Origin of the sequence: Falsiroseomonas algicola, assembly GCF_011040385.1 — a bacterium.
Lineage (GTDB): Bacteria > Pseudomonadota > Alphaproteobacteria > Acetobacterales > Acetobacteraceae > Falsiroseomonas > Falsiroseomonas algicola.
On sequence record NZ_JAAIKB010000005.1, the window covers coordinates 405,165 to 424,303 of the forward strand.

The window sequence follows — 19,139 nt, forward strand, 5'->3', positions numbered from 1 at the left end:
AGGAAGGGCGCTGACCTTTCGGCCAGCGCCCGTTTCCAGCCCCGTCGGGATGGCGTCGTCAGTTCGCGAAGACGCGGGCCGACAGCGCCGACTGGAAGATGAGGTTCAGCAGGTCGCGCGTCAGCTGGAAGTTCTTCGGGTCCAGGCGCGGCAGCGCGATCAACTCGTCGCCGGGTTGCGGCGGCTCCGTCGGCTCCAGGATCAGCTCGCCGCTGGCGCGGCGGATCATCAGCTGGTTGTCGCCGCCACGTTCCGCGAGACCGCCGGCCTGGCGGATATAATCCTGCAGCGTCATGTTGGGACGCCAGATGATGGCCTGGGGGGCCGTCACCTCGCCGGAGACGAGCACGGTCTGCACGCGTTCGGGGATGACGATGACGTCGCCATCCTCCAGCCGCACATCGGCGCAGCGGCCACCGCGGTCCATCACAACCAGGCGACCTTCCGGCTGCGTGCGGCGGGCGCGGCTGATGTAGCTGGAGACGAGCTGCGCTTCGGAGGCTCGCACCTCCGCCACGCCGGTGGTCGGCGAGATCGTGAGGAAGAGCTGCCGTTCCAGCCGGTCCATCGCCTCGTTGATCACGCGCGCCTGCTGGGCGGCGACCGAGGGACGGAGCAGGAAGATGCCACGGGTATTCGCGAGGATCGGGTCCACCGCGACGTAGTCGAGCAGGGTGCAGAGCGTGGTGTCACGGTCCGCGATCAGCACGGAGGGGCCGATGCGGCTGCCCTCGACGGAGACGCGCACCGTGGCTGGCGGCGAGTCGGTGATGAAGGTCACGACGTCCTGGTCCATCAGCTGGACGCCGGCGAGTTCGCGGATGGTGGTGTAGCGGGAGAAGGGCTGGCTGTTGCGCGTGCCGCGGATGACCGCGTTGGTGGCGGAGGGCAGCGGCGCGGCGAGGCGGATCAACTCCGACCCCGGCATGGTGCGGCCCGTCACCTCGAAGAGGAAGTTGTTGCGGACCGCGCCATCGGCGCCGACCATGGCGCCCTGGGCCGGGACCAGGATGGTGTCGCCCTGCTGCAGCGTGATGCGCGGCAATTCGCCGGAGAGCAGGAAGCGGTAGAGGTCGATCCGCGCGACCGGCCGGCCGCCGCGGTTGACGACGATGTCGCGGTAGGAGCCGCGGCCGGGGTCCACGCCGCCGGCGCGCGCGAGGTAGTCGAGCACGGATTCGGAGGCGGAGCCGAGGTGGCGGCCAGGCGTGCGCACCTGGCCGGTGACGAAGACGCCGACCTGGCCCGCGGAGAGCAGGACGGCATAGACCTGGACCTGCTGGGAGTAGACGCGCCGGACTTCCGATTCCACGAGGCGCTGGATGTCGCCGGCCCGCGTGCCGGCCACGCGCACCGGGCCGACCTGCGGGATGAAGATGTTGCCGTCCACATCGACCGTCGTGACGACGGAGGCCTCCACGAAGCCCCACACGGTGATGGAGACGCGGTCGCCCGGCAGGATGGTGTAGTTGGGATTGGGCGTGTCGGAGGCGGCGGGGCTGCCGCGAGTGAAGAGGGAGGCGCCGAAGACGACGGTGGCGGGCCCCGCGCGGCGACCCGGCTCGCCGATCGGGCCGACCGCGATCGGCCCGCCCTCCGCGGCGGTGGCGGAACCGGCGCGGGAGGTGGAGATCATGTCCCCCGCATTCAGGGCGGGGATCCCGCCGGAGGGGCCGGACGGGGCCGCCGTGGTGGGGGCGGGCGCCGCCGGTGCCGTGCTGGTGGTGGTGCGCGACGGCAGCGAGGGGGCGGAAACCTGGGCCCGCGCCACGGCTGGCAGCAGCATCAGGCCGGCGAGGAGCAGGCAGGCCGCACCGGGCGCGCGGCGCGCCGGGCGGCTGGGGTAGGCGGTATCCGTCATGTCAGCTCGCATGTTCCCGCGCGCCGGCCACCATCAGCCAGCCGATCCCGAACAGGACGGTCAGGCCGGCGAAGACGGTCAGCGTGTTGAAGAAGGCCCTGGGATGGTTGGCGCGTTCCGGCAGGTTGGGCTGCACGACGCGCATCAGGAAGACCGCCTGGCGCTGCGCCTCGGCCCGCGCAGCTTCGAGGGAGGAGATGGCGGAGGTGAGCTGCTTCTCCGCGAATTCGCGTTCGAGCTGGAGGCGCTCGTAGCCGGAGAGCTGCTGCGTCAGCCCTTCCTCCCCGCGCGTGCTGCGCGCGCGTTCGGCGGCGACCTGCGCGACGAGGGCGGCGATGCGGTTGTTGAGGACCTGGATCTGCGGGTTGTCCGGGCGCATGAAGGCGCGCTTCTCCTGCAGCTCCGCCCGGGTCTGGGCCAGCAGCGCCTCGAGGCGCGTCACGTTCTCCACCGCCGCGCCGGCGCTGCGCGTGGGATCGAGCGCCTGTTCGCGCTCGCGGAAGGTGGTCAGCGCCTCCCGCGCCGCCGACACGCGCCGCTCGGCGATCTCCACTTCCTCCCGCGCGACGCGGATGGAATCGGCCGCGGTGCGGGCGGAGAAGCGGTTCACGAGATCCTCGGCCAGGGCGATCAGGCCTTCCGCGATGTCCTTGGAGTCGCCCGGCCGATACGCCAGCACGCGAAGCGTGCTGATATTGGTCTCGATATCGTAGCTGATCGTGACCCGGCGACGGTAGTAGCGCAGCAGCTGCTCGGCCAGCGGTTCCTCCTGGCGCAGGCGGCTGACCAGGTCGGCCTCCGGCCGGCGCCAGATGGTGGACAGGTCGAGCGTCCGTTGCAGGCCGTTGATCGCGTCGACGCTGTCGATGAAGGCGGCGACGGCCCGCGCTTCGTCCATGCCGCCGCGCCCGCCCCCGCCGCCGGTCACGGCCGCGAGCACGCTGGCGGGGCTGGCCGCGCCCCCGCCGCCGCGGCTGCGCACCAGGAGCTTGGCTTCCGATTCGAAGAGGTCCGCGGCGTAGGTCACGTAGTAGGTGCCGACCAGCAGGCTCGGCAGCAGGACGAGCAGGGCGTACCACCCCATCGGGCCGCGGGGCAGCAGGCTTCGTCGGCGCCGCTTCTGGGGCGGCACGCGTGGCGGGATGCGCGAATCCTCGACCCCCGTGGCGGGAAGGGTCTCAGAGGGCCTTATAGGTGGCGACAGCTTCATCGATGTCCTCGAAGAAGGTCAGGCTGCCATGGCTCAGCACCGCTGCGGTCCGGCAGTAGATCTTCAGATGTTCAGGCACGTGGCTGACCAGGACCAGTGTACGGCCCCTTGTCTTGGCTGACAGCATTTCCTGCGCCCGCGCGACGAAACGTGCATCGCCCGCGGCGGTGATCTCGTCGATCAGGTAGCAGTCGAAGTTCACGGCGAAGGAAAGGCCGAGCAGCAGGCGTCCCATCATGCCGGCGGAGTAGGTGCGGACCGGCATGTGCATGTAGCTGCCGAGTTCCGCGAAGCTTTCCACCTGCTGCAGGACCTCGTCCAGGTCGTGATCGTAGATGCGGGCGATGAATCGGGCGTTGTCGGCGCCGGTCAGGGCGGCCTGCAGGCCGATCCCGTGCGCGAGCGGCCAGGAGACGGACATGCGGCGCTCGATGCGCCCGGAGGAGGGATGTTCGACCCCGGCCAGCATGCGCACAAGGGTGGATTTGCCGGTCCCGTTGCGGCCGAGGATGCCGACGGCGTCGCCGGGCCGGATCACGGCGTTGACGTTGCGCAGCACCGTCTTGCGGCCACCACCGCGGACTTCGTAGTGCTTCGAGACGTTGTCGAGGATGATCACGGGCCGGCCCGTCAGAATTCGAGCTTGGGGCGGACCGCGCGCAGCGCGGCGAGGCCCAGCATGTTGACCACGAGAACGCAGGAGACGGTGTAGAACAGGTAGTAGTGGCTGACGATCAGGTCGCCGAACATGCCTTCCCGCACCATCTCATGCATGTTGGCCTGGGGGTTCCAGAGCAGAATCTCCCGCCAGCTCGGTGGCAGTCGGGCGGCGGGCGTGAAGGCGCCGGAAATCGGCAGCATCAGGTAGGTCATGGGATGGACGATGCGGTCCACGACTTCCCATCGGGCGGCGCCGGCGGCGGCCAGCATGGCGAGGCCGTTGGCGAAGAGAAAGATCAGCACGAGCCCGAGCACGATGAGCGGAATGTTCGCCGGGACCATGTCCACCAGCCAGGCGGCGCTGCCGATGACGAGGACGAGTGCGGCCGTGACCGCACAGGCCTCGAGCAGGTTTCGCGCCACCACCACGTCGGTCAGCCTGACCTGCCGGTGGTACATGAGCGTCATGTTGGCGTGGAAGGCGGAGCACGCTCGGTTCACGATGGCGCGGAACGCGAAATAGGGCGCGTAGCCGATGACATACAACATGAAGACCGGGATCGGACCGCCCGCATCGTGCCTGAAGAGCCAGTGCAGCAGCGCCACCATTGTGGCGAGCATCAGGGGTTCGAGCACCAGCCACACGAAGCCGAGCTGGTTGCGGCCGAAGCGGGTCGTGAGTTCGCGGAGCGCCAGCGCGTGGATGACGCGGCCCTGGATCCGGAATCCCTTGCGGATGCGGGCAAGCCCCTGGGGGCGGCTCGGCAGGGCCTGCCCCCCATCCGCTGTGACGCTCACGGTCGCGGGATCCCGCCGCCGCGCAGCAGCGTCCGCGTCTCCGCCCAGCCACCATCCGGGGTCGCGCAGATCACCCGCGGACGCTCCGCCATGCCGGTGCCCACGGCCACCTCACGGCATTCGCGGCCGCTGGCGGCGTTGTAGGCGCGCACGAGGCGGACGGAGGCCGGTTGACCGCTGGCCAGCACGATGCGGTCCTGCGCACCGGGCTGCGACCGGGCGACGAAGGCCAGCAACGGGTCCGACGGAGGAACGGCCGCGGCGGGGGCAGCGCCTGGCGAGCCCCGGTTGAATGACAGGCCGCCGGCGCAGCCGGACAGCATCAGTCCGGCCCCGAGCAGGACCCCCGGCAGCATTCGGCCGCGGAGCCGCCACGACGTGGAACGGGGTGTCCAGGCGGCGTCAATCACGGCATTTGATCGCGATGGCTTGTTCCATGCCGCGGAGTTTAGCGGAACCAACAGCCCGACGCAAAACGCAAACCGCTTTCGGAACATGCTGCGAGTGGGCTAGTCCCTTCATTGCGCTGCGTTTCCGGTCGGTGGCCGTGCATCCGGCGCCGGGGCCGACTTGCGGGCCGCCCGGTGCTAGTCTCGGCGCGTGCCGCCTCCCGAAGCCCCAGCCACGACCGCCCCACCGCTCCGCCTTCCCGCCCCGGTGCTCGCGGCGCTGCCCCACCTGCCATCCTTCTGGCCGGAACGCCGGGTGCTGGCGGCGGGCGATGCCCCCCCCGATGCGGCGCCGGAGGGTCTCGGCGCTCCGCTGGCCTGGACGCCAGGGCCCTTCCGCCCCTCCCGGCTCGCGGGGCGGGAGGTCCCGGTCCTGCTGGTGGTCGGCCCGGGGCCGGATCCGCTGGGGGCCGCGCTCAGGCATCCTCCGGCGCGGCCAGACCTGGCGCTGGCGCGACGAGTGATGGCGGCGATGGCAGCCGGGCGCATCGGAGCGCCGGCGGGGCTGCCGGAGACCGGCGCCGTCCGGCCGGGCGCTGCGCTGCTCATCGATCCCTGCGACCCTGCGGAGGCGCCGGCAGCCCAGGCCCGCCTCGCGGCGCTGCGGGCTGCGGCGCGGGAGGTCGTCGTGGCGCCGGACCCCTTCGCAGACGGCCCGCCCGTGCTGCCGCCGGCCGACCTGCCGCGCCTGTCGCCCTGGGCCTTGCTGGCGGGTGCGGCCTCCATCCATGGCGCCTCCCGCCCGCTGGCCCTGCTCGCGCTGGCGGCGGGGGTGCCGGTGGCGGATGGGCCGCTGGCCGGCGCCGATCCCGCCGAGACCTGGGCCGCCATCGTGGCCGCCACCCGCGCCGCTGATCCCTTCACGCGCCGGCCCTGCTCGATCGAGCAGGGCCTGGCGATCCTGGCGCTGTGGCGGGAGCGGGAGGCGGAGGCGCGCGGCATCGCCGCCTGCCTCGGCGTGCATCCCTACAAGCGGGACCGGGTGCGGGCGCTGCTGGCGTCATCCGGACCGGCGCCGGGCTTCCATGGCCGCGCGATGCCCGCCATCGCGGCGGCGAAGGCGCGGGGCGGCGCGGTGCTGGCCTGGGCAGCCTCCGCGCCCGCTGACCTGCGCGCGCGCTGCGCGGCGGCGGGGGTGGAGCTGCGCTGGCTGGAGGATGGCTTCATCCGCTCCGCCGGGCTCGGCGCCGCCTTCCGGCCGGGCGCCTCCTTCACCCTCGATTCCGGCGGCGCCTATTTCGACCCGGCCGCGCCGAGCGACCTCACGCGGCTGATCGAGGCGGGAGGCTTCGCGCCGGATGTCCTGGCTCGCGCGGCGGCGCTGCGCGCGGCGGTCGTGGCGCGGGGCATCACCAAGTACAACCTTGGCGGCGCGGCGCCTTCCATCGCGGCGCCGCCGGGCCGGCAGGTAGTGCTGGTGCCGGGGCAGGTGGAGGACGATGCCTCCGTGCGGCTCGGCGGCGGCGCCATCCGGCGCAACATCGACCTGCTGCGCGCGGTGCGGGCGGCGGCGCCCGATGCGTTCATCGTCTACAAGCCGCATCCGGACATCGAGGCCGGGTTCCGCCGCGGCCGCATCCCGAAGGCCGAGTTGGCGGGGCTGGCCGACCAGGTGGCGGAGCGCGCGCCCATGGCGGCGCTGCTCGACCGCGTCGATGCGGTGCATACCCTGACCTCGCTGACGGGGTTCGAGGCGCTGCTGCGCGGCCTGCCCGTCACCTGCTGGGGGATGCCCTTCTATGCGGGCTGGGGGCTGACCGAGGATCGGGGGGCCCTGCCGCCGGGCGCCCCGCCGCGGAGGCGGCGCGCGACGCTCGATGAGCTGGTCGCCGCTTCGCTGGTCCTCTACCCCCGCTGCATCGATCCGCTGACCCTGCTGCCCTGCCCGCCGGAAGTGCTGCTGGACCGGATGGGGCAGCCCGGCCTGTTCCCGCCCGGCCGGTTTTCCGCCATCCGGGCGGCGGAAGGCTGGATCCGGCGCGGCGTCGCGCGCCTGAGGGGGTGGCGATGAAGGAAGCGCGGTCGGTGGTCATCAGCGGGGCGTCGCGGGGCCTTGGCGCCGCACTGGCGCGCCGCTTCGCGGCGCCGGGGATGCGGCTGCTGCTGCTGGCCCGCAGCCGAGCGGCGCTGGAAGGCGTGGCGGCGGAATGCCGCGCGGCGGGGGCGGCGGTGGAGATCGCCGTCGCGGACGTGACCGATGCCGCTTGCGTGGCCGAGGCGGTGCTGGGCTTCGAGGCAGCGGGCGCGGTGGATCTGGTGATCGCCAATGCCGGCACCTCCGCCGGGCGGGCGCCGGATGGGACGCCGGAGGATGGGGCGGCGGCGGCGCGGCAGGTGATGGTCAACCTGGTCGGTGCCATCAACCTGGTCTCTCCCCTGCTGCCGGCGATGCGGGCGCGGCGGGCGGGGCAGGTGGCGCTGGTGGCCAGCATCGCGGGCTTCCGCGGCCTGCCGGATTTCCCGGCCTATTGCGCCAGCAAGGCCGGGCTGATCGCCTGGGGCGAGGGGCTGCGCGCCGCGGAAGGGCCGCGCGGCCTCCGCGTGACGGTGATCACGCCCGGCTTCTTCCGGAGCGCCATGGGAGACCGCTTCCACGGCGCGCGCCCCTTGCTGCTGGGGACGGAGGAGGCGGCCGCCAAGGTGCATCGCGCGCTGCTGCTCGGCGTGCCGCGTCTCGGCTTCCCCTGGCCGATGGCGCTCGGCCTGCGGCTGCTCGGCCTGCTGCCGCCCTTCCTCGGCGACCGGGCGGTGCGGCTGATGCGCTTCCGCGTCACGCCGGAAGCGGATAGCCTGGGATGATCGGCGCGCGCGCGGGCAGGCCGGCGCCGACGCGGTCGGCGTGCAGCGCCTCCACCGCCGCGGCGACGGCGATGGCGCGGCCCGCGGGCGCGTAGAAGACGCCGCGGAGCTGCGTCGTCGCCTGCAGCGCCGCCAGGAAATCGGCGCGGAAATCGGGCTCGGGTGGCGCGGCTTCGGTCCAGAAGCTGTCGAGCGACCCCTGGTGGGTCAGCCCCGGTACATCCCAGACCGCGGTGCCCAGCGCCTTCACCGGCTTGCCGAAGACCAGCGCCTTCAGCCCGACCGTGCTGTTGATGGTGACCAGGCCCTGCATGCCGTTGACCATGTCATCCAGGCTGCCGCCATGCGCCAGGTGCACGCGCCCGGAAAGCCCCGCCGCCGCCGCCAGCCGGCCGATCCGCGCGGTCCAGTCCTTCACGCAGGGATCGAGGGGATGGGCCTTCAGCAGCAGATGTGCCTCCGGCGCCGCATGGGCGGCGAAGGAGGCCAGCGTCTCCGCGATGGGGGTGTCGAGATCCGGGTAGCGGGAATAGGCGCGGACGGAGAAATCGGTCTCCATCTGCATGGCGAAGAGCCAGTAGGGGCGGTTGCCGATCGCGGCCAGCGCGCGTTCCCCCTCCGCCCGCTCCGCGCCCCGGCGCAGCAGCCGGCGGGCGATGCCCCAATAGGTGATGGCGGGGTGGTGCAGCTGGTGTGACCGGTAGTGGCGGAAGGGCCAGGGGGCGATGGCGGCGAGGTGGTAGATCACGTCCCAGCTCGCCTGCCGGCCGAAATCGTCGCGCAGCCTTTCCGTCAGGTCGGCCGGCGGCAGCGACCGCGCCAGCGCCCGGATCTCGGCAGGGTCGCGGGGGAAGCGGCTGTCGCCGCCCATGCCGTCCCGCTCCAGCGTGATCCAGTCCGGGCGGAAATAGCCGAAATCCGTCACCACCACGGCGATGCCGCGTGACGCGGCGGCGGTGATGGCGGCGCGGTGATAGGCGCGCTGCTCGCCCAGCAGCAGGATGTCGGTGATGCCGTGGCGGTCCAGGAAGCCCTCGATGAAGCCGGGCCAGTCCTCCGGCCGACCCTGGTAGTCGATGGCCTTGGGCTGGCCCTCCACCCGGCCCCAGAAGAGGCGATCCCCGAGGCAGAGGTTGATCCGGTGCACGCCATGGCCCCGCGCGGCGAGGCCGCGCGCCACTTCCAGGAAGAAGGGGCTGATCGGTCCCTGGAGGAACAGGAAGCGTCGGGAACCCTGGCGGGGGGCGTCCTGGGTCGCGTCGCGGGCAGGCGAGGGTGATGGCGACGCGTTAATCGATGACATGGGGCCGACATAGCCATCATCGGTGCCGCGCCTGTCAATGCCGGGACCGTGACGGGCGGTTTCACGCGGTTTCCTTGGCTTCGCCGCATGAGCGGCGGCGCCCGTTCGGGCGCTCGGACCGGTCAGGCCACCGGTCCGCCAATATCAATCGCCGGCCGGCATCCACCACAGCCGCCAGCGCCCCGTGACAGGGGCCGGCAGCCGCGCCATGGCGTTCAGCATCGCCGTGTTGTCCGCCAGGATCCAGGAGATCTCGATGCGCCGCCAGCCGCGCCGCTCGGCCAGACCGAATCCGGCATCGAGCAGCGCGCCCATGGCCAGCGCCGAGGCGGTGTGGCGGCGGAAGGCGCGGGTGATGCCGAGCATGGGGATGCGCGCCTGGTCCGCGCCGGCCGGAATCCGTCCAAGCAGCGCCGCCAGCAGCCGAGGCCAGCCCCACGGCAGCAGCCTTCCATCGGCGGGCAGCGCGGCCTCGATGTTCGGCACCAGCGACAGCAGGCCTACCGGCTGCCCGTCCCAGGCGGCGAAGAAGACCTCCCCCCGCCAGAGCAGCGGGCGGAGCACGGTCGCGAGCGTCGTGACCTCCGCGGGCTGGAGCGGCACGGCGCCCCAGTTCTCCGACCAGGCATCGTCGAAGAGCGCGGCGACGAGCCGCACCTCCGCCGCGTAGTCGCCGCGCCGCAGCGTTCGGATCGACAGCCGGGCCATGTCGTCGCCACGGGCGGCGGCGAGGCGGGCGAAGCGGGCGCGATGGACCTCCCGCCCCAGATCGACGGTGCAGGCCAGCACGTCCTTGGCCGGTTGCAGCCCCGCACCGTCGAGCGCCGGCGGCAGCCAGGGGGGGGAGGCCGGCATGCGCAGCATCGGCGCGCGATCGAAGAAGCCGGCCTGGGCGCCGACCTCGTGGTTGATGGTGAAGGAGAGCGGGCCGAGCAGCCGGTCCCGCCCGCGGGCCCGTGCGAAGCCGCGCGCGGCGTCCAGCAGGGCGCGGAGCGTCGCGGGATCCTCCTCCGTCGCCATGAAGCCGAAGGTGGCGGGGGCGTCGGCGTCATCCGGCACGCAGGCGGCGATGCGCCCGACCGCGCTTCCATCGCGCCAGGCGAGGAAGCGCGCGACGGCGTGCGATTCGAGAAAGCCGTTGGTGGTGCGGTGGAACTGCCGCCGCTCCTCCCACCGCAGCCGGGGCGCCCAGCCGGGCAGGCGGGCGGGCAGGGCGTGGAAGGCTTCCTCCTCGGCCGCGCTCCGGACTTCCCGGACCTCCGTCACCCCGCGAGGTCGGCGGGGGAGACGCCGTCATTGGCCGCGACCAGCGCGGCGACGGCATCGCGGATGTCCCGCTCCTCATGCTCGGCGGAGAGGAAGAAACGCAGCCGCGCCGCCTTCTCCGGCACGGCGGGGAAGATGATGGGCAGCGCGTTCACGCCGCGCTCGAGCAGCGCGGCGGAGACGCGGATGGCGCGCACCGAGCTGCCGAGCACGATCGGCACGATGCCGAGGCCGGCGGAGGCGCCGGTATCGAAGCCATGGGCGCGGCAGAGGTCGCGGAACAGCGTCGCATTGGCCTGCAGCTTCGCCACCCGCCAGGGCTCCGCCTGCATCACCCCGAGCGCCGCGAGGGCGGAGGCGGCCAGCGGCGGCGCCAGGCCCACGGAATAGACGAAGCCCGGCACGGTGTGGCGCATCCAGTCGATCAGGTCGCGCCTGCCCGTGATGTAGCCGCCGCAGGCGCAGAGCGTCTTGGAGAGCGTGCCCATCCAGATGTCGACCTCCGAGGGGTCGATGCCCGCGGCCTCGAACACCCCGCGCCCGGTGGCGCCGACGACGCCCAGGCCATGCGCGTCGTCCACCATCAGCCAGGCGTCATGCTTGCGCGCCATGGCGACGAAGGCGGCGAGGTCCGGGACATCGCCATCCATGGAATAGTGGCCCTCCACCACCAGCAGCGCGCGGGCGGCGCCGCGGCGGGCGGCGGCCAGTTCGCGTTCCGCCGCGCGGGCGTCGTTATGGGCGAAGCCGATGCGCCGCGCGCCCGACAGCTTGGCACCCTCCACCGCCGAATTGTGGATGGCGGCGTCATGCACGATCAGGTCGCGCGGGCCCATCAGGTGGCCGATGACGGTGACGTTGGTGGCATGGCCGCTGACCAGGGCGAGGGCCGCTTCCGCGCCGTAGTGCCGCGCCAGCGCCGCTTCCAGCGCCGCATGCACGGGCCTTTCCCCGGAGACGAGGCGGGAGGCGGAGGCGGAGATGCCGTAGCGCGCCATGGCCTCCGTCGCCGCCTGGTGCAGCCGCGGATCGCCGTTCAGGCCGAGATAGTCGTACGAGCCGAAATTGATGGTGTCCCGGTTGCCGACCAGGCTGTGCGCGCCGGCGCGACCTTCATGCGTGCGGAAGAAGGGGCTTTCCATGCCGAGGGCCGCGAGGCCTTCCTGGAACAGGCCCCAATCCTTGAGGTTCTGGATGCTGCCGAAGCCGCGCGTATCCGCGGCGGATTGCGCTTCCTGCCCTTCCCGCCGCCGGGCCAGGCGCTGCACCAGCGCCAGGCGGGCGGCGGTGGAGAGGCCGAAGCCCTGTCCGCGTGCCATGACTGAAAACCCCCGCGGTGAGTGGACGGAACGGCCGGCTGGCTTTCGCCAGGAACCGGGTCCGGTGGTCATTCCGCGGCGCGGATGTCCCCGGATCCGGGTTCGTAGGCTTCCACCAGCGTGGCTATGCTGGCCTCGCGATCCGGCGGCGCAAGGGCGGAGGCCGCGATCTGCCGTGCCAGGGCGGCCACCGTCAACTCCTCGCTGAGCGCGGAGAGCGCCACCTGGACGCCGAGGCGCTGTTCCAGCCCGCCGCGCAACTCCATGGCGCCCAGGCTGTCGAGGCCGAGCGCCGTCACCCCCGCATCGGCGGCCACCGCTTCCGGCGGCAGGCGCAGGATGCGGGCGATCTCCTCCGTCACCAGGCGGAGGATGACGGCCTCGGCCTCCGCCACGGGGACGGTGGCGAGCCAGGCGCGAAGATCCTCCCGCGGGGCGGCATCGGCTGTGGCCTCGCCGGCGAGGGCGGCCAGCATCGGCTCCTGCATGATGGGCAAGGCGAGGCGTGCTTCCGCGGCGCCGAGGCGCACGACCAGTGGCGCGGCGTCCCCGGCTTCCAGCAGCGGTGGCAGCGCCTCCAGCGCCTCCTGCGCCGTCATGGCGGCGATGCCGAGGCGGCGGTTCAGCTTGGCGGCCTTGTCGCCATCCGCCGCCAGCATGCCGACATCGGCGATCGGCCCCCAGGCGACGGCGAGCGCCGGGCGGCCGGCGGCGCGGCGGCGGCGGGCGAGGGCTTCCAGCGCGGCGTTCGCGGCGACGTAATTGGCCTGGCCGGGATTGCCGAAGGCGGTGGTGGCGCTGCTGAACAGCAGGAAGAGCGTCAGCGGGTCCGTTTGCGTCAGCCGGTCCAGGTTCTCCGCCGCCTGCAGCTTGGGCGCCAGCACGCGGGCGAAGCGTGCCGAATCCATGGCGGGGGCGGCGCCGTCATCCAGCACGGCGGCGGCATGCACGATGCCGCCGATCGGCCGCGCGGCCCGGATTTTCGCCAACGTCACGGCCAGGGCCTCGGCGTCCGTCGCGTCGCAGGCATGGATCGCGGCGCGGGCGCCGAGCGCGGCGAGGTCGCGCAGCGCCGTGGCCTGGTCGCCCGTGACGTCGGCGGCGATGGCGCCGTGGCGGCTGACCAGCGCGAGGTGGCGGGCGCCGCGCGCCGCCAGCCACTTGGCCGTGGCGAGGCCGAAGCCCCGCGTGCCGCCCACGACGACGATGGTGGAGTCGCGCGGCGGCGCCCAGGGGGCGGCGGCTTCCGGCAGCGGCGCCGGGGGGCGGATGACCAGCTTGCCGATGTGGGAGGAGGCCTGGAGGGTGCGGAAGGCGGCCTCCACCTCCTCCGGCCCGAAGGCGGCATGGGGCAGGGGGAGGAAGGTGCCATCCTGCAACCCGTCCCGCACCTGGCCGAGCAGGCGCGACGCGACACCCGGGCGGGCGCGCGGCAATTCGTCCACATCCACCGCGAAATAGCTGGCATTGCGGCGCAGCGGGCGGATCGGCGCGCGGCGGTTCTCGACATAGTCGCGCTTGCCGAGCTCGACGAAGCGGCCGAAGGGTTTCACCAGGCCGAGGCTCCGTTCCATCGCCTCCCCGGCCAGGGAGTTGAGGACGACGTCCACGCCGTCGGGCCATTCGGCGCGGAGCGCATCGGCGAAGCCGGGATCGCGGCTGTCCAGCACCAGCTCCGCCCCGGCGGCGCGCAGGAAGGCGCGCTTGGCGGGGCTGCCCGCCGTCATCGCCACGCGGGCGCCGATATGCTGCGCGACCTGCAGCGCGGCGAGGCCGACGCCGCCGGCACCGCCATGGATCAGCACCGTCTCGCCGGCCTGGAGGTTGGCGCAGGATTCGAGTGCGTGCAGCGCGGTCAGGAAGGCGACGGGGATGGTGGCGGCGGCCTCGGCCTCCAGCCCATCGGGCAGGGGGGCGATCGCCTCCACCCGCGTGACGACGCGCGCTGCCAGCGCCGCGGGCGCGAAGCCGAAGACGCGGGTGCCGGGGCGGATGGCGACGCCGGGGCCGGTGGCGGTGACGGTGCCCGCGCATTCCATGCCGAGCGTCGGGCCGGCGAAGCCGGCTTCCAGCACCTCCTCCGGCAGCAGGCCCTGCGCCCACATCAGGTCGCGGAAATTGAGGCCCGCCGCCTCCACTGCGATCGCGACCTCCCCGGGGCCGGGGGCGCGCTGGGGTGCGGCTTCCCAGCGCAGCGTGCCGAGGCGGCCGGGCTGCGCGATGCCGAGCGTCAGCGGGCCGGCCGGCGGGGAGGCCGGCACGGGCAGAAGGCGCGGCACCAGGCGCTGGTCGGCGCCGAGCGTGACCTCCGCCTCCGGCGTCGCGGCATCGAGCTCGGCGGCCAGGCGCCGGGCGGCGGCGGCGGGGGCCAGGCCGGGGGCGAGGTCGATGCGACGCGGACGGAGAGAGGGCATCTCATTGGCCAGGACGCGCATCAGCCCTACCAGCGCGGCCGCTTCCGGCGCGTGGCGGCCTTCCGCCGGTTGCTGGCCGCCACTCGTCACCAGCACGAAGCCGGCGGCCTGGCCCTGCGCGGCCTCCGCGAGGCGAGTGATGGCGGCGAGGGTGGGGGCGAGCGCTGCCGCTTCCGGCGCGGCGCACAGGATGATCCGGGCGCCGCGCAGCGCGGCAGGGTCGATCGCGCCGTCCAGCCTCTGGCGCGCGACGCTGCCGCCGCGCCGCAGCAGCCGGGCCGCGAGGGCATCGGCGAGCGGGAGGGAGGCGTCATCGGCCAGCAGCAGGGTGCGCGGCGGCGCGGGCGGCGCGGCCGCGGGGGGCGGCGGGGCCTCGGCGGCCAGCATCACGGCGGGCCAGGGGGCGCAGGCCAGGGCTTCGGCGGCGACGGCGCGGAAGCCCGCATCGGCCAGCCGCCCGGTCCACATGGCGGCATCCGGCAGCGATCCCCCCGCCGATCCCGCGGGTTCGGGGCCGAGGCCGGTCCACCAGGCCGGGTCCTGGCCGCAGACGAAGGTCCAGACGCGGGCGGGCAGCGGCTCCGCCAGCAGCAGCGCGCCGCCTTCCGCCAAAGCGAGGCGCAGCGCGGCGGCCAGCGCCACGCCGGCGCGGGACCGCGCCGCAGGGGCGAGGCCGATGACGAGGTCCGCCACCAGCGGCGGCGGCGTATCCGACAGCGGGTCCCAGACCGCGCCGTGCAGGGCGCTGCCGGCGGGCAGGCCGGGCGGCAGCGGCGGCAGGGAGACATGGCCATCGCCCGCCGCGACATAGACCAGGGCGCGGCCGAGCGGCGCCAGGCGGGCCAGAACGCGCCGCGCCAGCACGCCGCCGGCGGTGCCGATTTCCAGGATGCGAAGCGGGCGCGTCTCCGGCCAGGCGGCCGCCAGCGCGCCGACCGCCGCGGCCAGCGCCTCCGCCAGCTGCGCCATGGCGAGGCCCTGGGCGGGTGGCGGGCCCGCATCCCGCCGCTGGCCGCGCAGCGCCTCCGGCAGCCGTTCGGCGGCCTCCGCGATCCAGGCGAGGTCGAGGGCGAGGCCGGGCTGCTCGGCCAGGACGGAGCGCCAGATTTCCTCGGCCGGCGGCAGCGCCGCATCGGGCAGCAGGCGGATGCCGCCCGGCATGCCGCGCGCCAGCGGCTCCGCGGCGCCATCCTCGATCAGCGCGCGGCGGAGGAAGGCCTGGTAGGGGGAGGCTTCCGGCGCCGCATCGGCCTGGGCCGGGTCGGCGGCATGCAGCGCCTGGGCCGCGGCGGCGACATGCGCTTCCAGCAGCAGGGCGGCTTCCGTCAGGTCCATGCCGGCGGCGGCGGTGCGGGCTGCTTCCAGCGCGGGCGCCAGGGCGGGGGCGGGGGGCGGGCCTTCCGCGGCGGGGGCGAGCGCGATGCGCCAGGCGGCGTCCGTGGCGGGGGCGGCGGCGTGCTGGGTGAAGAGCTGGAAGACCGCCCCCTCCACCCGCGCCACCGCCTGCCCGGCGGCGTCGCGCAGCACGGCGCGGGCGGTGATGGAGCGTGCGCCGCGGCGGGTCAGCGTGACCTCCGCCAGCACCGGCGGGATGGCGCCCGGGCGCGTCACCAGCCGGGCGAAGCGGACGGGGGCGAGGCCGATGCCGGGCGGCAACCCCGCCTCCCCCAGCAGGCCGAACAGCCCCTGCAGCGCGCCGTCGAGGCGGGAGGGATGCAGCAGGAAGCCGGCATCGGGCGGCGCGGCCTGCGGCAGCGCCAGGCGCACCAGGGCGCGGCCGGCGGCGGGGCTCGCTTCCACCCGCTCCACCGCCGAGAAGGCGGGGCCGTAGGTCAGGCCGAGGGTCGCCGCGAGGTGGCGGATCGCGCTGCCCTCGATCGGCGCGGCGCCGGGCAGGGGGGCGCGGGGCGGCAGGGCGAGGGCGGTGGCGGCGACGGCATGGGCCTCGCCTTCCGCATGCAGGGCCCAGGGGTCTTCCGTCAGGCGCCGACGGCTTTCGAGGCGGAAGGCGCCGGCGGCATCCAGCGTGCAGCGCACCTCCCGCGTCCGGCCGGGCTCCAGCGCCAGGGGGCGGAGGATGCGGAATTCCGCGACTTCCAGCGCCACCGCCTCGGGATGGCGGGTGCGCAGCGCGGCGAGCGCCATGTCGAGCATGGCGGAGGCCGGCAGCACCGCGTCGGGGCCGAGGCGATGGTCGGCCAGCCAGGGTTCGAGGTCGGTGTCCAGCGCCCGCGTCCAGATCCCCGGCTCCGGCCCGCGGCGGAAGCCCAGCAGCGGGTGGTCATGATCGGGGTCCGAGAGGCGGGAGGCCTCCGTGGTCCCGGGATGCCAGGCCGGCTTGCGGTCAAAGGGCGTCAGCGGCAGGCGGCGTTCGGCCGGGCCCTGGAAGGCGGGGCCCTCCCGCGGGTCGGCGCCGGCGACGGCGAGCCGGTCCGCGATGGCGGGGAAGGGGTCGATGCCCTCCGCATCGCGCCGGCTGAGCGTGGCCAGCGGCGCGGCCTCCACGCCGGCGGCGCGGCAGCCTTCCCGCATGTAGGATTGCAGGACGGGGTGGGGGCCGATTTCCAGGAACAGCCGCGCGCCCTCGGCGAGCGCGGTGCGGATGGCGCCCTCGAACTGCACGGGCTGGCGGAGGTTGCGCCACCAGTAGAGGGCGCCCGCGGCGGCGCCCTCCAGCACGGCGCCCGTGACGGTGGAGACCAGGGGCAGGTGGCCGGCGCCGGGGGCGAGGCCGGCCAGATCCTCCAGCAGCCCGTCCCGGACCGGATCCATGGCGGCGCTGTGGAAGGCGAAGTCGAGGTCGAGCGGGATGAAGGAGTGGCGCCGCGCCTCCGCCACCGGCCGCAGCGCGGCCAGCGCCTCCGCCGGGCCAGCCAGCGTCACGGCGGCGGGCGCGTTCAGCGCCGCGACCTCCAGCCCCGCGCCGGCGGGGCCGAGCCCCGCGATCATCGCCTGTGCCTCGGCGGCGGAGGCGCCGAGTGCCGCCATGCGGCCCACGCCCTGCATCCGCTGCTGGTGCCGGCTGCGCGCCACCACCAGGCGGGCGGCGGCCGGGAGGTCCAGGATTCCCGCGGCATGGGCGGCCGCGACCTCGCCGACCGAATGGCCGAGCACGAGGTCGGGGCGGATGCCCTGCGCCGCCAGTGCGCGCAGGCTCGCGACCTGGATGGCGAAGAGCAGGGGCTGTGCGATGTCGGTGGCGGCCAGCTGTTCCGCCGTGACGCCGGCCCGCAGCATGGAAAGCGGCGACCAGCCGAGCAGGGGTTCCAGCGCCGCATCGACGGGGGCGAAGGCGCGCTGGAAATCGGCGGAATGGGCCAGCGCGGCGCGGGCCATGCCGGCATGCTGGGCGCCGTTGCCGCTGAAGACGAAGCAGAGCCGGCCGGGGGCGGCCGGGGCGATGCCGCTGGTCGCGCCTTGGGGCGAGGGGTCCTGCCGCTGCCGCCAGGCGGCGATGGCATCGGCCAGCGCATCCCCATCCCTGCCGCGCAGGGTCAGGCGGTGGGGCAGCAGGTCCCGGTGACGGGCGGCGCCACGCGCCAGGGCGGCGGTGGTGGGTGCGTCCTGACCGCGCAGCCGCTGTTCCCAGCGCGCGGCCAGCGCCGTGAGCGCGGCGGCGGAGCGGGCGGAGAGCAGGAGCGGCGGACTGGCGCCGGCCGTGGCGGCCTGCGCCAGCGCCTGCTGCGCCGGGGCCTGCCTGACCAGCACCGTCGCGTTGGTGCCGCCGAAGCCGAAGGAATTCACCCCCGCGACGGTGCCGGCGGCCTCGTTGAGCGGTTCGAGCCCCTTCACGACGCGCACATTCAGCGTGGCGAAGTCGATGGACGGGTTGGGGTTCGCCTGGTGCAGCGTCGGCGGGATGGCGCCGCGTTCCAGCACCAGCAGGGCCTTGAGCAGCCCGGCGAGGCCGGAGGCGGGTTCCAGATGCCCGATATTCGTCTTGATGGAGCCGATCGGCAGGGCGGCCGCGCGGCCGGTGGCGGCCTGGCCGATGGCCCAGGCCTCGCTCGGGTCGCCGACCTGGGTGCCGGTGCCATGCGCCTCGAAATAGGCCAGGTCATCCGGGGTGACCCCGGCATCCTCCATCACCTGGCGGATCAGGCTCGCCTGCGCCTCCCGGTTCGGCAGGGACAGGCCGATGGTGCGGCCGGCGCTGTTCACCCCGGTGCCGAGGATGACGCCGCGGATCGGGTCCCCGGCCGCCAGCGCGGCCTCCAGCGGCTTCAGCAGCAGCGCGACGCCACCCTCCGCCCGGACATAGCCATCGGCGGCCGCATCGAAGGCGCGGCAGCGGCCGGAGGGGGAGAGCATGCCGGCGCGGGAGAAGCCGACGAAGGGATAGGGGGAGAGCAGCATCTGCACGCCCCCGACCACCGCGGCATCGAGACGCCCCGCGGCCAGCGCCGTGCAGGCGGCGTGCAGCGCGACGAGGGAGGAGGAGCAGGCGGTGTCGATCGTCTCCGCCGGGCCGCGCAGGTCGAACACGTTGGTCAGGCGGTTCGCCAGGATCGACAGCGCGTTGCCCGTCATGAAGTAGCGGTCGCTGCCGGCATGGTCGGGCAGGCGGACATCGGCGTAGTCCGTCGTCGATCCGCCGATGAAGACGCCGATGTCGCGCCCGGCGATGGCGGAGGGGCGCCAGCCCGCATCCTCCAGCGCTTCCGCCGTGACTTCCAGCAGCACGCGCTGCTGCGGGTCCATCTCCGCCGCTTCGCGGGGGGAGATGCCGAAGGCGCCGGCATCGAAGGCGCGCGCATCGCCGATGGTGCCGGCGGCGAAGGTGTAGGACCGCCCGGCCTCGTTGCGACGGGGGTGGTAGAAGGCGGGCAGGGCGAAGCGGTCGGCCGGCAGGGTGGTGACCGCATCGCCGCCGGATTCCAGCAGCGGCCAGAGCGCGTCGAGCGTCGGCGCGCCCGGCAGGCGGCAGCCGGCCCCTACGATGGCGATCGGCATGGCAGGCCCGGTTGCACCGCCGGCGTGGCGGTCGCGCTGGTCCCTGCCTGGCCGTGTCGCCCGTCCTGGACGATCGGCACCCGTCATGCTGCCACCCTCACCCGGGC

11 protein-coding genes are annotated in these 19,139 nt (G+C 74.4%); 2 read left to right on the forward strand and 9 right to left on the reverse strand.

From position 1 onward, the window contains the following. Positions 1-58 precede the first annotated feature (58 nt). Genes G3576_RS15430 through G3576_RS15450 form a run of 5 tightly spaced genes read right to left on the reverse strand, consistent with a single transcriptional unit; the run spans position 59 to position 4,765 of the window. On the reverse strand, positions 59-1,861 hold the full coding sequence (locus G3576_RS15430; protein WP_235951954.1) for a polysaccharide biosynthesis/export family protein: 1,803 nt from the start codon (positions 1,859-1,861) through the stop codon (positions 59-61). 1 nt (position 1,862) lies between these two features. Continuing rightward, entirely contained in the window at positions 1,863-2,993 is a 1,131-nt protein-coding gene (locus G3576_RS15435) for a capsule biosynthesis protein (RefSeq protein ID WP_328729184.1), read from the reverse strand. Between the two features lie 46 nt (positions 2,994-3,039). Beyond that, positions 3,040-3,690 carry an ABC transporter ATP-binding protein gene (locus G3576_RS15440; protein ID WP_164695302.1) on the reverse strand — a complete coding sequence of 217 codons (651 nt, stop codon included), beginning with the start codon at positions 3,688-3,690 and terminating at the stop codon, positions 3,040-3,042. Between the two features lie 11 nt (positions 3,691-3,701). After that, the gene (locus tag G3576_RS15445; RefSeq protein ID WP_164695303.1) at positions 3,702-4,529 is read right to left on the reverse strand and encodes an ABC transporter permease; all 828 of its coding nucleotides are present in this window, start codon (positions 4,527-4,529) and stop codon (positions 3,702-3,704) included. Beyond that, positions 4,526-4,765, reverse strand: a complete 240-nt coding sequence (locus G3576_RS15450; RefSeq protein WP_235951956.1) for a DVU3141 family protein — start codon at positions 4,763-4,765, stop codon at positions 4,526-4,528. The genes G3576_RS15445 and G3576_RS15450 overlap by 4 nt, the downstream gene beginning before the upstream one ends. Before the next feature lie 364 nt (positions 4,766-5,129). On the opposite strand from G3576_RS15450, the gene G3576_RS32590 reads away from it, so the two are divergent. After that, the gene (locus G3576_RS32590; RefSeq protein WP_164695305.1) at positions 5,130-6,989 is read left to right on the forward strand and encodes a capsular polysaccharide export protein, LipB/KpsS family; all 1,860 of its coding nucleotides are present in this window, start codon (positions 5,130-5,132) and stop codon (positions 6,987-6,989) included. A gap of 14 nt (positions 6,990-7,003) precedes the next feature. Next, entirely contained in the window at positions 7,004-7,777 is a 774-nt protein-coding gene (locus G3576_RS15460; RefSeq protein ID WP_328729186.1) for an SDR family NAD(P)-dependent oxidoreductase, read from the forward strand. On the opposite strand, the gene G3576_RS15465 is transcribed toward G3576_RS15460, so the two are convergent. The 4 genes from G3576_RS15465 to G3576_RS15480 form a co-directional block, all read right to left on the reverse strand. Next, positions 7,749-9,080 (reverse strand): capsule biosynthesis protein, encoded by a 1,332-nt coding sequence (locus tag G3576_RS15465; RefSeq protein ID WP_207622828.1) that lies wholly within the window; start codon positions 9,078-9,080, stop codon positions 7,749-7,751. The genes G3576_RS15460 and G3576_RS15465 overlap by 29 nt on opposite strands. A 144-nt stretch (positions 9,081-9,224) precedes the next feature. Further along, entirely contained in the window at positions 9,225-10,346 is a 1,122-nt protein-coding gene (locus G3576_RS15470; RefSeq protein WP_164695307.1) for a hypothetical protein, read from the reverse strand. Continuing rightward, a complete protein-coding gene (locus G3576_RS15475) occupies positions 10,343-11,665 on the reverse strand; it encodes an aminotransferase class I/II-fold pyridoxal phosphate-dependent enzyme (protein ID WP_164695308.1) in 1,323 nt (440 codons plus the stop codon). Before G3576_RS15475 ends, G3576_RS15470 begins: the two co-directional genes overlap by 4 nt. Before the next feature lie 68 nt (positions 11,666-11,733). Further along, positions 11,734-19,032, reverse strand: coding sequence for a type I polyketide synthase (locus G3576_RS15480; protein WP_164695309.1), 7,299 nt, complete (start codon positions 19,030-19,032; stop codon positions 11,734-11,736). Between the last annotated feature and the right edge of the window lie 107 nt (positions 19,033-19,139).

What these genes read in the sequence shown, in the direction of transcription:
- G3576_RS15430 (WP_235951954.1), bottom strand. Translation starts at nt 1,861, where the DNA reads ATGACGGATACCGCCTACCCCAGCCGCCCGGCGCGCCGCGCGCCCGGT.
- G3576_RS15465 (WP_207622828.1), bottom strand. Translation starts at nt 9,080, where the DNA reads ATGTCATCGATTAACGCGTCGCCATCACCCTCGCCTGCCCGCGACGCG.
- G3576_RS15475 (WP_164695308.1), bottom strand. Translation starts at nt 11,665, where the DNA reads ATGGCACGCGGACAGGGCTTCGGCCTCTCCACCGCCGCCCGCCTGGCG.
- G3576_RS15480 (WP_164695309.1), bottom strand. Translation starts at nt 19,032, where the DNA reads ATGCCGATCGCCATCGTAGGGGCCGGCTGCCGCCTGCCGGGCGCGCCG.